We start from the raw sequence: 13,695 nt of genomic DNA on the forward strand, positions 1-13,695 counted from the left end.
ATGCGGCACGGTGTAGTCCATCTAGGACTTTAACGGCCTTTATTTTTTGTAATTTTTTGTATAAAACTTCTTGCTTATAACTTCTGCCTTTAATGATTTATTTCTTACTTGTACATTTATTTCAGTTCCTAATTCTGTGTAATTTGATTCAATAAGCGCAAGTCCAATATTTTTCTTCAAAGTTGGTGAAAAATACCCAGTAGTCACAAATCCAATATTTTTTCCTTCAGCAAAAACTTCATAGCCATGTCTTGGAATTCCTCTGTCCTTCATTTCGAACCCAACCAGCTTTCTCTTAAGCCCTTCTTCCTTTTGTTTAGCTAAAGCCTCTTTACCTATGAAGTTTTCTTTGTTTAACTTAACAAAAAAGCCCAGGCCTGCTTCAAGTGGTGTAATATCTTTTGTAATTTCATTACCATATAGTGGCAGTGTTGCTTCGAATCTTAAGGTGTCTCTGCAGCCAAGCCCCGCTGGTACCAGCCCGTAAACCTTTCCAGTCTCAAGAAGACTTTCCCAAATAGTTTCTATATTTTTATTCTCTGTATATATTTCGAATCCATCCTCACCAGTATATCCTGTTCTTGAAACTAAGCATTTAATACCTGCTATTGATACATCTTTTTTACAATAGAAAAACTTTATATCATCTAAGTTTTCAGTTGTTAAATTTTGAAGTATTTCTTGAGCCTTAGGACCCTGCAGCGCAACTTCAGAAACTTCATTTGAAACATTTATAATTTCTACCTGAAACTTGCCTTTATTTTGAAGCATCCATTCATAATCTTTATCTACGTTACTAGCATTTACTACTAGTAGGTAGTTTTCATTGTTAAACTTGTAAACTAATAGGTCATCAACTACACCGCCATTCTCATAGCACATAAAGGAGTAAATAACTTGATTTTCATTTAAAACACTTATATCATTAGTTACTAGATTTTGAACAAAGTCAAAGGCTTCTTTTCCTTTTACTTCAACCTCTCCCATATGAGATACATCAAATAAACCAGCTTTGTTTCTTACTGCTTCATGTTCCTCAATAATCCCTTCATATTGAACTGGAAGACACCAGCCGGCAAACTCTATTAGTTTTCCTCCATACTTTTCATGTGCATTATACAGCGCTGTTTTTTTAAGGTTTTCCATAACGCATTCTCCCTTCAATTATGTATTTATTTGCTTTATTAATTAAAATAAAAAGAGATATGATGGCAAAGCAATGCTGCAAGCCTTCATATCTCTCTGTATATTTACCTGAAAGTTTTAATACCCTAAGAGTATTTTTCTTCTTCGGTGCCATTTCTGAACTTTCCAGAGTTCCATCCATTAACGGTTGTTTTGCCTGAAAGCTTCTAAACCAATCGGCAATTAGTTTATTTCTTCTTCGGCTATCTCTGATAGATATCTCCCGCTAATATCATCTGATATATTAATATTAAATTTTTAATATTTATAATTTAAATATATACTATTAGGAATATTGTGTCAATTTAATTAATAAATTAACAATCTATTTGTTATAGTACCTTATTTATATTTTCAATTACTTCTTTAATCCGTAAATTATCTAAAGGAATTCCCTTGTACCAAACATCATTATCCCCAATATTCTTACTGAAATATCTTGCCTTTAAAATAACTTCGGGCCTATATTCAAAATGAAGAATATCGAAATGATTCCATTTACCACCCCAAATAAAATTATGATTTTCAAAAATACTTACTAATTCCTTTGGATAGGTTAAAAGTCTTTTTTCACCCTCCTTGATAGATGCCCATTTCCAGTAATCGTACTTGCTGCTGGCAAGGTCTATTGCAATTCCAAAGGCATGTGGACTTAGCCTATTTGTTCCAGCTATATTTCTATAATTAAAGGTGCCGCATGTTGGATATAGTGCTCTTCTTATATTGTCCTTTCCCAATGACTGAGCTTCCCGTACAGCAGCACTTAATTCCTTTGCTGCATTATTATTTCCATTAAATTGTAGAAAAGCATAACCAATATTGGCTTTTTTAAGATTAGCTTCAACTGAGCTTTTTGTACTTCCATAAACTTCTTTGAGAAGCTCATAATTTCTAAACCTTCCAGGATCATAATTCTTTTCCATTAGCCCAGTGGGAAAATCTAATGGATAGAGTTGTTCCAAAGTATCTTGCAAATCAGCATTGTTAATTTTTTCTTCAATTGACTTTGTTTTTTTATCATCATATAATATCTTTTTTCCTGATTTCATATTTATATAGATTATCCCATTTTCTTTTACTTCAAAACCAGTAATGTACTCAGGGTAGGCAAGTGTCAAACATAATAGATCCTGCTTAATGACAATATTATTTTTATCTCCTAAGGCTTTAATAGGAATCTTTAAATTCAAAAACAAAATTATTATTAGACAAAAGCTAAAGCTCTTTTTAATGCTGCTTATCATTTTGAAAATCCTCCTAATAATGTACTCTTACCAGCCAAAATTTTATGTTTTTATCGCTCCAACCTAAGTCCCAAGGCACTTTGTTTCTATCTGTATTATGGCAGCTTACTAAGGAATATCCTTTGGAATCAGCACCTGTTACAACTGAAATATGTGTAATATCGCCCTTTTTTTCATAAGCAATAAAATCCCCTGGCAGAAGTTTATAGGATGCTTTAACCACCTTTTCATAACTTCCATAAGCTATAAGTGAGGCTCTTCCGCTGTAAAGCATGTAACTTTTAAAGCCATCTGCATTAAGCCAGGCCCTTGAACCTGTGCCCCTTTCATAATTCCAAGCACCATTTTTCTTGAATTTCCCACCCTCAAATAACATCTGAGATGCGAAATTAGCACAATCTCCCCCTAAAGAATTAAAGTCTCTATATTTATTATTATATTTAAAGCCATATCTTTCTTCGCTTGCTGCTCCGCAATACTTTTCAGCATAATCTATAACATCTACTCTCCTTTTATTTAAGCCTCCAAAATCTCTAATACCATTGTTTAAAATAAATTGTTTTATGTCATCTGCTTTAAGGCTGTTAATATTTAATGAATCAGCAAAAGGGTCCTTATACCATTCTTTTGAAATCTTCCAATTATTATTTTTATTTGTTAAATTGATAACATGAGATGTTCCAATCTTAAAGCTATTAATAATATTACTTTCATTTTCGTAACTATATTTGTATTCAGTTGAACAAAGGAGATAAGCTGAAAAATTATATCCCTTTCCTGTTATTTTTTTAATTATTACTTTTGGATTTATTTCAAGAAATTTTACTCCTTGTTTTTCACTCCAATTTGTGATGTATTTTGATTTTTTAATTTCATGTTCATAAGCCCATGTACCATATAAGGTATTTCTATCATATATTGACTCAATGAATTCTAAATCTCCGTTTATTAGTGCCTTATTTCTATGCTCATATATTTGCTCTATTGCCTTAGAAGCATCCGCCTTTGTAAAACCTTCATCAGCTAAGGCTTTATATTTATTAATAAATTGAATTAATATAATAAAAATAAAACAGACAGCAATAACTAAAATAAATTTTTTGACTCTTCCTAATACCACCAGCATCACTCCTCTTATTTTAAGAAGCCAAATTATTTTCAATAATTTTATATAGATAATAGTTTTCCAAAAAATTATTAATATATGTTGTCGACAATACTAAAAAAAAAGGAAGCTTTCCAAAAGCTCCCTTTACTCTATACAAAGTTTTATTAATTCAATTCTCTTTTCATCTATCTTTTCAACTCTGAAGGTTAAATTTTCATATTCTACAATGTGTTCCTCATCTTCCTTTGGTATGCTCCCAATAAGGTCGATTACAAAGCCTCCTACTGTATCAAAATGTTCTGATGGCAGATTTAATTCTAGCCTTTCATTTATTTCATCAATGCCAACTAAACCACTTACCATGTAGGTTGAGTTGTCAACTTTTTTAATATATTCACTAGATTCATAATCCTCATCATACTCATCAAATATATTCCCCATTACTTCTTCAATTAAGTCTTCTATAGTAACTATACCTGAGAATCCTCCATATTCATCTATTAATATGGCTATATGGTTCTTACTCATTTGGAGTTCTCTAAACAATATATCAATATTTTTTGTTTCTGGAACAAAGTATGCAGGTCTTAGAATCTCCTTAATATCTATTTTCTCTAATTCTTTTTTATTCATTGCACTGAACAGATCCTTCATAAATAGAATACCTATTATATTATCTGTTTCATCCTCATAAACCGGTATTCTAGAATACTGTTCTTCTAAAATTGAATCCATAAGTGCAGTTATAGGAGTCTTTATATTTATTGAAAAAACGTTAGTTCTTGGAGTCATTATCTCCTTAGCTAAAGTATTGTCAAATTCTAAAATACCATCAATCATCTCTTTTTCAGTTTCATTTAAAACCCCGTTTTCTTCTCCCACATCTATCATCATTCTTATTTCTTCTTCAGTTACCTTTTCCTCATTTGATTCATTATCTAAATTTAAGACCCTGCTGAAAAAGTTAGTAGATAGGGTAAGAATCTTCACAAATGGAATGAAAAGTTTTGAAATAATTATAATAGGTCTTGCTACAAATAACGCAATTTTTTCAGAATTTTGGAGTGCTATGCGTTTTGGCAATAGTTCTCCTAAAACAAGAGTAATGAAGGAAAGTACAAGAGTTACTATTATCAATGAGATTTCATCACTTGCATGAGAAATAAAAGCAATATTAATTCTCTTTATAAAAATAGATATATTTTTTGAAATACTAACTGCCGCTGAAGCACTTGCTAGAAATCCAGCAAAGGTAATACCCACTTGAATTGTTGCCAAAAACTTATTTGGTTCTTTAAGAAGTCTAACTAGCAGCTTTGCTCTCTTGTCTCCGTCACTTGCCATATAATTTATCTTGTTTTTATTTAAGGAAACCACTGCCATCTCAGTTGCTGAGAAAAATGCATTAATAACCACCAAGATAAATATTAGAAACAATTGAAGCAAAATACTGTCCGATTCCATTAAAAAAATTCCCCCTTAAGATTTAATAAAAATAAAAAATAAGCATATTCATAATTATGATACATTCTCTTATAATATATTTTAGCATAAAACTATATTAATTATAACCAAATTTTGTACTTGCTTACTAATTATAAATAACTTATAAGTAGAGCAATATTTAATAAAGTTACAATTACACCTATTATCCATAAGCTTATTGTGTCTAATCTGCCGTTTACGTATCTTCCCATTACTTTTTTTGATGAGGTTAAATATATCTGCAAAAATATTGTAAATGGCAATTGAATACTTAATAGCATCTGTGAAAGTACAAGCCCATTAAATGGATCTTTTACAAAGAAAATTACAATAACTGCTGCTAGTAAAGTTATTGCTACACCTAATTTTGTATGATTATCCTTAATATCATAGGGTTCACCATAAAGACCAGCAAATATTGAACCTCCTGACATACCTGCAGTTACGCTTGAAGAAAGCCCTGCAAACATGAGTGCTAATGCAAAAATTATAGAAGCCGTGCTTCCAAGTAATGGCCTAAGCATATTTTGTGCCTGGTCTAAAGCTGTGACATGCATCCCATAAGAGAAGAAGGTAGCTGCTGCCACAATAATCATAGCACTATTTATTGCCCAGCCTATTATCATTGAAAAAAGGGTGTCTGCAAATTCATATTTTAATTGTCTTTTTATTATTTGCTCATCCTTTAAATTCCATTGTCTGCTTTGTATTATTTCTGAATGCAGAAAGAGGTTATGAGGCATAACAACAGCACCGAGTACGCTCATAATAATTGGAAGTGAATTTTGGGGAAAGCTTGGTGTAACCCATCCTACCAAAGCTTCCTTCCAAGGTATATGAACCAAGGTAAGCTCAAAAATAAAAGATAGTCCTATAATGGATACAAATCCAATAATCCACTTTTCTAATTTCTTATAAGAATTTGCATAAAGCATCCACATAACAATAATTGTACTTAAAATTGCTCCTATTTTAATTGGAATTCTAAAAATCATATTAAGTGCTATTGCAGCTCCTAAAACTTCAGCCATAGCTGTAGAAATTGATGCGATTACTGCAGAAATTAATACTGGTTTTGATATTCTTTTGTCTAAATAAATAGTTGCAGCCTCTGAAAGACAAAGCCCTGTAGCTATACCTAAATGAGCAGCATTATGCTGTAGTAAAATGAGCATTATTGTAGAAAGAGTAACCATCCATAAAAGCCTGTATCCATAATCAGACCCTGCAGATACATTGGAGGCCCAATTTCCTGGATCAATAAAACCAACAGTAACTATAAGTCCTGGTCCAATATATTTAATGAAATCTAATGCCGTAAGCTGTGGTTTATGCTCATTATTAAAATAATTCTTAAATTTAAATAATCCTGATTTATCCTTCATAATTTTCTCCATTTGTTAGTTTCTTGTATATTATTATAACATTAAAAGTCAAGTATTAACCTGCTGACTTCTTGTAGCGTAAATATTCTAAGTTACTTAGCATTATAAAAAAGCCTCGTGAAAAATAATATTCACGAGGCTTTAAAATTTACTTAAGTTCTTTCAATACTGCAAGTAAGTAGTCCCAGGATCTTTCAATTGAACCTATATTAAAATGTTCATTTGGTGTATGAACATCAAAAAGGTCTGGGCCAAAGGATATCATATCTATTTCGCCAAACTTTTCTTTAAATAATCCACATTCAACACCAGCATGAATAGCAACTATTTCTGGTTCTTTACCATTTAATTTCTTATAAACATCTTCAAATACTTTTCTTATTTTTGAGTTTGGATCATATTCCCAATCAGGATAATCAGCTTGTGTATTAAAGTCAGCACCGATTAAATTTGATACCATTCTAGATTGATTTACAATATCAGCCTTTAAGCTCTTAACTGAGCTTCTTACTGCACTATCATAGTTAATTTCATTTGCTGTTGTAGTAACTACGCCAAGATTTGATGAGCTTTGAACCAATCCTGCTATATCCATGCTCATTGTCTGAATACCGTTTGGTATAAGTACTAAAAGTTCAACAGCTTTTTCTGAAGTATCTTTAGAGAACATTTTATCATATCTATTTGGAATAACTTCCACTTCAATATTAACTCCAGGGTCAGAAGTTTTAAATTCATTCTTTAAAATTGTATTCCAAGAAGTAACTTTTTCTTTGATTTTCTCAATTTCATTTTCCTTCACAGCTAATGTTACATCAGCTTCTCTTGGTATAGCATTGCTCTTTGAACCACCATTTAAGGCGCATATATCATAGCAAACAACTGATTTTAGATCACTTAAGAAGCGACCCATTATCTTGTTTGAGTTTCCTCTTCCCTTATGTATCTCCATGCCTGAATGTCCGCCCTTAAGGCCTCTAACTCTTACTGCACAAGTAACAGAATCTGCAGCCATAGAAACCCAATCTACTTTAAGAGTAGTTGTTGATCTTACTCCTCCAGAACAGCTAACTAAAAGTTTTCCTTCTTCTTCTGAATCAATATTAATTAAGGTTCTTCCTTTAATATGATCAGGATTTAATGCTACAGCACCGTCCATACCAGTTTCTTCTGCAGTGGTTACTAGTACTTCTATAGGAGGATGAGCTATATCTTTTGAAGCAAGCACAGCCATGGCAAAAGCTACAGCAACACCATTATCTGCACCAAGTGTAGTTCCAGTAGCATAAACCATATCTCCTTCAATTCTTAATTTTAAAGGATCATTATCAAAATCATGGACAGTGTCTTGATTTTTTTCATTTACCATGTCCATGTGACCTTGTAAAATAACAGTAGGAGCATTTTCATATCCTAATGTACCAGGTTTTTTTATGATAACGTTTAAAGCTTCATCCTGAATAACCTCTAAATTATTTTCCTTTGCAAAAGCTACTAAATAATCACTAATGCCTTTTTCATTACCAGAACCTCTTGGAATTTGGGTAATCTCCTCAAAATATTTAAATACATCAAAGGGTTTCAAATCTTTTAAAACATTACTATTCATAATTACCATCCTTTCCTTTATTCATCTCTTTAATTTCAACACAAAAACGGAAAAAAATCAATACTTGACAGAAAAATTGCAAATTTTATTTTTCATATCTTATTTTGTGTATGTTTTATATAACATATTCATTATCTAGGTAATGCTTGTTATTATAAAAATTAATATTTATAATATATATAAAAATAAAAATTTGAGGTAGTTTATTATGAAACCAATAAAAGAACAGCTTATAGAACTTATTGATGAAATTTCTAATTTTGAAGATATAAAACTATCAGATATTCCATGCGTAGATTTATACATGGATCAAGTTACTACTTTCTTTGACGATAAACTAAGTCCATTAAAAAGAGATGCTGATGAAAAGATTCTGACAAAAACAATGATTAATAATTATGCTAAAGCAAAATTATTACTGCCTATTAAAGGAAAAAAGTATTCAAAAGATCAAGTGGTGCTATTATCCTTAATTTATAGCTTAAAGCAAATATTATCATTAAACGATTTAAATCTTATATTGAGTCCAATAATAAAAAATCTATCTTTAGATAAAGAAAATGTTTCTTTAGATGAAATCTATAATGTGTTTTTACATATTAACAAGCTTCAACGTGAAGAATTTAATTCTTGGTTTAAGAATAAGCTTCAATTAGTTAGTGAAGAAGCAGCAAATATTGAATCTGAAAATGGAGAAACTATTGAAGTAATTCTAACCATCTTAATGCTAATTAGCTCCGCTAATGCCCAAAAGAAAATGGCAGAAAAAATAATTGATAAATTTCTTAAACCTGAAAAGTAAACCTGATTAAAAAAGCTGTGAAAAATTTTACCTATAAATTCTCACAGCTTTTTCCTATGCATTTATTTTCTTTAAGTTCACAGCAATTATAACTTTAATAGTTTCAGAAAGATTATTTTGTTCTTCCTTAGTCATATCTTTTGTATAAATAGGTTCAGATAATATTATATTTACATTACTTGCTTTAACCCTCTTGCCCTTTTGTCCCTCAAAAATATCATAAGTACCATTAATTGTAACTGGTACAATTTGTGATCCTGATTTTGTAGCAAGCTTCATCGCGCCTTTTTTAAATTCCTGCATGGTAGGACCTTTACTTCTAGTTCCTTCTGGATATATAACCATAGAATATCCTTTTTTTAAATTTGAAACTCCATCTAAAATGGACTTAACAGAATCTCTTGGATCATCCCTATCCATAAAAACACAGTGGATTTGTTTCATCCAATAATTTACCCCAATAAGTTTTTCAAGCTCTTTCTTAGCAATAAACCCTATAGGCTTATTTATATAGGCAAGCATAGCTAAAATATCATAATTTGCCTGATGGTTTCCCACGAAGACACAGGCTCCTTCAGGAATATTTTCTTCTCCAATAACATTAACACTTGATCCAGTTATATCAACTAATTCTTTTGCAAGAGACTTAACTTCCCTATATGCATAATCATCTATTTCTTCCTGAGTCATTTTTCTTTTTAAAAACTCAAATTTTCCTCTTTTAATAAATAATTTTATAATAAAATAAACACCATAAAATATCCATAAGTATGGCATAAGGCTTCCTCCTATATTTATAATCAATAATAATATATTTTAATAAAACAAATATTTATCTCATAATTAAAAAGTTTCAGTTTTCTAATAAATAAATAAAGTTATTCCATAGATATTATACTTAGTACAAGCCTTCATTGCAATAGCATAATATATATGATACTATATAGTATAATTTTATTTATAAGGTATTATATGTAAATAATAGTTGTGTTTTCCATCTATGTTGAAAGGTTGAGTCTTTTGAAAAAATTTTTAAAGCCTATAATAATTTATGTATTTATTCCTTTTCTATTTATTTCTCTTACTATATATTTAATTTCATACTCTGCTGTGTCTAAGGTTAATCCTATTTACAAGGATAAACTAATAGTCCATTATATAGATGTAGGTCAGGCTGATAGTATTTTAGTCCAGGTAAACGGTAAAAATCTCCTTATAGACGCCGGAAGTATTGATTCAAAGGATAAGCTGGTTTCTTATTTAAAGAAACAAGGTGTTCACAAGCTTGATTATGTAATAGCCACACATCCACATGAAGATCATATTGGCGGAATGAGTACAGTAATTAAAAAATTTACCATCGGAGAATTCTTTGCCCCCAAGAAACTCTCAAATACAAATGTATTTGAGAATATGATTACTGCACTTAAAGATACAAAAATTAAAACAGCTAAAGCAGGAGTGAAAATAAATTTAGGAGCAAATACTATCTGCGAAATGCTTGCACCTAACAATAGTGAATATGATGATATTAATAACTACTCAGCTGTTATTAAATTAACTTACATAAATAATAAATTTCTTTTTATGGGTGATGCCCAGAAGCTTAGTGAAGACGAAATAATCAATTCTAATGCTGATATTTCAAGTGATGTAATAAAGATTGGACATCACGGAAGCTCTACCTCCTCCTCGAAAGAATTTTTAGACAAAGTAAAACCAAAAATTGCTGTAATAAGCTGCGGAAGAGGAAATCAATTTGGACATCCTAATAAAGGAACTATCTCAGAATTGAAAAACAGGAGAAGTACTATTTATAGAACAGATATTGTTGGTACAGTAATACTCATTTCAGATGGAAATACCATTAAAAAACAATAAAAATACACTCAATATTGCTTTTGAGTGTATTTTTATTGTTTTATTCTCTCCAAATATCAGAAAAATTTATCAAATTTAACGGATGTACTTTTAGGCCTTTTATATTTTCTCCATAAGTATATGAAACACATATATTGCAGAGTGGTACCCAAGCTGCATCCTCAATAATAATATTATCCACCCTACATAAAAATTCCCTATACTTATATGGATTTCTAGTCTTCTTTGCCATTTCTACAAGCTCCATTAATTCAGGATTATTATATTTACTCCTATTAGAAGAATTATTTATATCAATTAACGGTTCAATGAAATTATCTGCTGTTCCTGAATCACCTAGCCAGCCATAGGTGAAAATATCACTTTTCCTAAAGGTTTCTTCCGAATAGTAATCAGCTCCACTTACTTCTAAAATTTTAAGTTCTATATTAATTTCCTTTAAATTTTCTTTTAAAATCTTTGCTAATTTCTTATGAAAACCTGCATTTCCTCCACTGTTTGCTATTTGGAGGGTTAAACTTCCAGAGTTTATTCCACCTTTTCTCATAAGTTCCTTTGCCTTATTGAGATTTCTGGTGTATGTAACTAATTTTGGATTTGATAAAACACTGGTTGGAAATGCTCCATGCAGTACTGTTTCAAATCCACTTTGTGCTTCAAGTGCGATTCTATCTTTGTCTATACAATAACTAATAGCTTGTCTACTGTGTTTATTATTTACAATAGGATTATTGCTTCTATAATTAAATGCTAAAAATCTTACACCAATACATTGGGAAGTTACTATATTATAGTTTTTCATCTTGACTTTTTCAGCATTAGCAGCATTGACAGCAAGATAATCGAGTTCACCATTCTCAAATTTTTCAAAGCTATCTTCAATGTCACACACAATTTTAATATTATCAATTAGTGCCTCACCTAAAGCATAATCCTTGAATTTCTCCATTACAATTTCTTTACTTCCAATATTATAACTAATAAATTTATAAGGTCCTGCTCCAGTTGGCTTAGAAGATAAATTGCTAAATTCCTCCTTTGGTAATATAACACAAGAGCAATGTGCTAAATTATTAATAAATGAACTATAAGGATAATCTAAAATTATTTTTATACTGTAATCTGAAGTCACAATTATTCCAACTACCTCTTTAGATCTTCCTTTAAAGAAATCATCTGCCCCTTTAATCATTGATAAAAACCATCTATTAGGTGAATTCAATTCCTTGCTTAAAATTCTTTCAAAAGTTTTCTTAACATCCTGTGCTATAATATTTCTTCCATTATGAAATTTCATATTCTTTCTTAAACTAAAATTCCATGTTACATTATCACTTTCAACATGCCAATTTTTCGCAATTGCACTTATTACTTCAGTACCAGGGCCAAATTGAACTAATCCTAAGTTTATTGGCGTTAGTATATTGGAATCATTTATTTCTGTACACATTGCAGGGTCGAAGGTTTTTACTGCTGCAGCACTCATTACAAAATTAGTTTTAATTAGTATTCCATCATTTTGTTTTGTATCTGATAAACTTTCTAAGTTATTAATTGTCTCTTTTAGGTTTCTCAGTGATGCCTTTTGTCTATCTGCTCCAACAGCTATATTTTCATTAAAAGCTTTCACCTTTTCTGAAACTTGAACCATCTCATCTATGACAGAAATTAAATATTGATTTTTATCTACCTGTTGTTTTACAGCATCACTAATTTGTGCAGAAATGGCCTTCGTCCTTTCAGCAGATTCCATCATGTGGTTTATTGATTGTCCTGCATTTTCTGCAATAGAAGTACTCTCAATTACTTTTTGTGTCCCCTTGTCTATTATATTTAAGGTCTGCTCAGTTACTTTTGATATTTCAGTAATTATGCTATCAATTTCATCAGCCGAATTTGAACTATTATCTGCTAACTTTTTAACCTCACCGGCAACTACAGCAAATCCTCTACCTGCGTCTCCTGCCCTTGCTGCCTCAATATTAGCGTTTAAAGAAAGCAGATGTGTTGTTTTAGCAATTCCCTTAATAGTATCCAAAATACCTTTAATCTTATTAGATTTCTCTGTTAGATCAAGTATCGTGCTTTTCATATTTTCTACAGTACTTTGAACTGTCTCTATACTATTTATTACATCATTAACTGAGTCTTGTCCGATTTTAGCTTTATTTAGTGTATCTTCGATAACCTTCATAGTTTCATCTACGCCAGCACTAACTTCTTCAGAGAACGCACCAACTTCTGAAGACACATCCACAGTTTTCAAAATATGCTCACTGTGTTTTTCCATTTCCATATTTATATCTTCAACCGCTTTAAGAAGCATGGCGGTAACATCTAGGGCTTCTTCTGCTTCATTTGAAACCCTTTTTGTTATTAATCCTTGATATAGCTGTTTGTTTACATTTTTTAACTGTTTGTCAGTACTTAGATCCATGGATATCTCTTTTTCTTTTAACTCAATTTTATTTTCTTTTTTGGCAAAAAACATTATTATTCCCCCAATACGTTAAAAACGAATAGTTAAAAATTACAAATTTTGCTCCATTAAAATTAATAATAGCATATTTTTGCACAAGTGACAAAGAAAATACAGTATATTCAAATAAAATTTTATATTTTGAAGAATTAAAAACTAACGTGTCATGTAGGAAATTTGTCACTAAAAAACAAAAGAACTTGCTTTTGGCAAATCCTTAATTGCTTTTCTCTTCAAATTATGTATTTTTTCAAAAAATAAAAATGGCGACCTGGTAAGGGACGCGAACTTCATATTGTTTTTCATTTTGTTCTTTTATTTATTTTTTCAAAAAATAAAAATGGCTCCGTGGAGAGGACTCGAACCTCCAACCCTTCGGTTAACAGCCGAATGCTCCGCCATTGAGCTACCACGGAATACCTTTTAAATGCCATTTAGGCATTTAACCTAGCAACGTCCTACTCTGCCACTTAGTCGCCCAAGCAGTACCATCGGCGCTGAGAAGCTTAACCATCGT

At 30.8% G+C, this 13,695-nt stretch carries 10 protein-coding genes, 1 tRNA gene and 2 riboswitches; of the genes, 2 read left to right on the forward strand and 9 right to left on the reverse strand.

Translation table 11 applies throughout. The features are described 5' to 3' along the window. Positions 1–39 precede the first annotated feature (39 nt). From gcvT to ACJDUH_RS17655, 6 genes are all read right to left on the reverse strand, one after another. Positions 40–1,146 carry a glycine cleavage system aminomethyltransferase GcvT gene (gcvT, locus tag ACJDUH_RS17630; RefSeq protein WP_406766520.1) on the reverse strand — a complete coding sequence of 369 codons (1,107 nt, stop codon included), beginning with the start codon at positions 1,144–1,146 and terminating at the stop codon, positions 40–42. Positions 1,147–1,240: 94 nt separating this feature from the next. Beyond that, positions 1,241–1,317: riboswitch (glycine riboswitch) on the reverse strand. Between the two features lie 3 nt (positions 1,318–1,320). Next, a riboswitch (glycine riboswitch) is annotated at positions 1,321–1,421 on the reverse strand. 96 nt (positions 1,422–1,517) lie between these two features. Beyond that, positions 1,518–2,429, reverse strand: a complete 912-nt coding sequence (locus ACJDUH_RS17635; protein ID WP_406766521.1) for a M15 family metallopeptidase — start codon at positions 2,427–2,429, stop codon at positions 1,518–1,520. Between the two features lie 13 nt (positions 2,430–2,442). Continuing rightward, on the reverse strand, positions 2,443–3,555 hold the full coding sequence (locus ACJDUH_RS17640) for an amidase domain-containing protein (RefSeq protein ID WP_406766522.1): 1,113 nt from the start codon (positions 3,553–3,555) through the stop codon (positions 2,443–2,445). Between the two features lie 126 nt (positions 3,556–3,681). After that, complete coding sequence (locus tag ACJDUH_RS17645; RefSeq protein WP_406766523.1) at positions 3,682–5,001, reverse strand: hemolysin family protein; 1,320 nt, start codon at positions 4,999–5,001, stop codon at positions 3,682–3,684. 131 nt (positions 5,002–5,132) lie between these two features. Beyond that, positions 5,133–6,407: an Nramp family divalent metal transporter gene (locus ACJDUH_RS17650; protein ID WP_406766524.1), complete on the reverse strand. Its 1,275-nt coding sequence runs from the start codon at positions 6,405–6,407 to the stop codon at positions 5,133–5,135. A 148-nt stretch (positions 6,408–6,555) separates the two neighbouring features. Next, positions 6,556–8,016 carry an aminoacyl-histidine dipeptidase gene (locus tag ACJDUH_RS17655; protein WP_406766525.1) on the reverse strand — a complete coding sequence of 487 codons (1,461 nt, stop codon included), beginning with the start codon at positions 8,014–8,016 and terminating at the stop codon, positions 6,556–6,558. Between the two features lie 208 nt (positions 8,017–8,224). Between ACJDUH_RS17655 and ACJDUH_RS17660 the strand changes: the two genes are divergently transcribed. Continuing rightward, positions 8,225–8,818 carry a DUF1836 domain-containing protein gene (locus ACJDUH_RS17660; RefSeq protein ID WP_406766526.1) on the forward strand — a complete coding sequence of 198 codons (594 nt, stop codon included), beginning with the start codon at positions 8,225–8,227 and terminating at the stop codon, positions 8,816–8,818. Between the two features lie 54 nt (positions 8,819–8,872). On the opposite strand, the gene ACJDUH_RS17665 is transcribed toward ACJDUH_RS17660, so the two are convergent. After that, complete coding sequence (locus ACJDUH_RS17665; RefSeq protein WP_406766527.1) at positions 8,873–9,595, reverse strand: lysophospholipid acyltransferase family protein; 723 nt, start codon at positions 9,593–9,595, stop codon at positions 8,873–8,875. Positions 9,596–9,829: 234 nt separating this feature from the next. Between ACJDUH_RS17665 and ACJDUH_RS17670 the strand changes: the two genes are divergently transcribed. Next, positions 9,830–10,699, forward strand: a complete 870-nt coding sequence (locus ACJDUH_RS17670; protein ID WP_420492547.1) for a ComEC/Rec2 family competence protein — start codon at positions 9,830–9,832, stop codon at positions 10,697–10,699. Between the two features lie 40 nt (positions 10,700–10,739). On the opposite strand, the gene ACJDUH_RS17675 is transcribed toward ACJDUH_RS17670, so the two are convergent. Then, positions 10,740–13,190, reverse strand: a complete 2,451-nt coding sequence (locus ACJDUH_RS17675) for an ABC transporter substrate-binding protein (protein WP_406766529.1) — start codon at positions 13,188–13,190, stop codon at positions 10,740–10,742. Between the two features lie 329 nt (positions 13,191–13,519). Then, positions 13,520–13,594, reverse strand: a tRNA-Asn gene (locus ACJDUH_RS17680). Between the last annotated feature and the right edge of the window lie 101 nt (positions 13,595–13,695).

It is taken from the genome of Candidatus Clostridium radicumherbarum, from assembly GCF_045310525.1.
In the GTDB taxonomy this organism is placed as follows: domain Bacteria; phylum Bacillota; class Clostridia; order Clostridiales; family Clostridiaceae; genus Clostridium_AT; species Clostridium_AT radicumherbarum.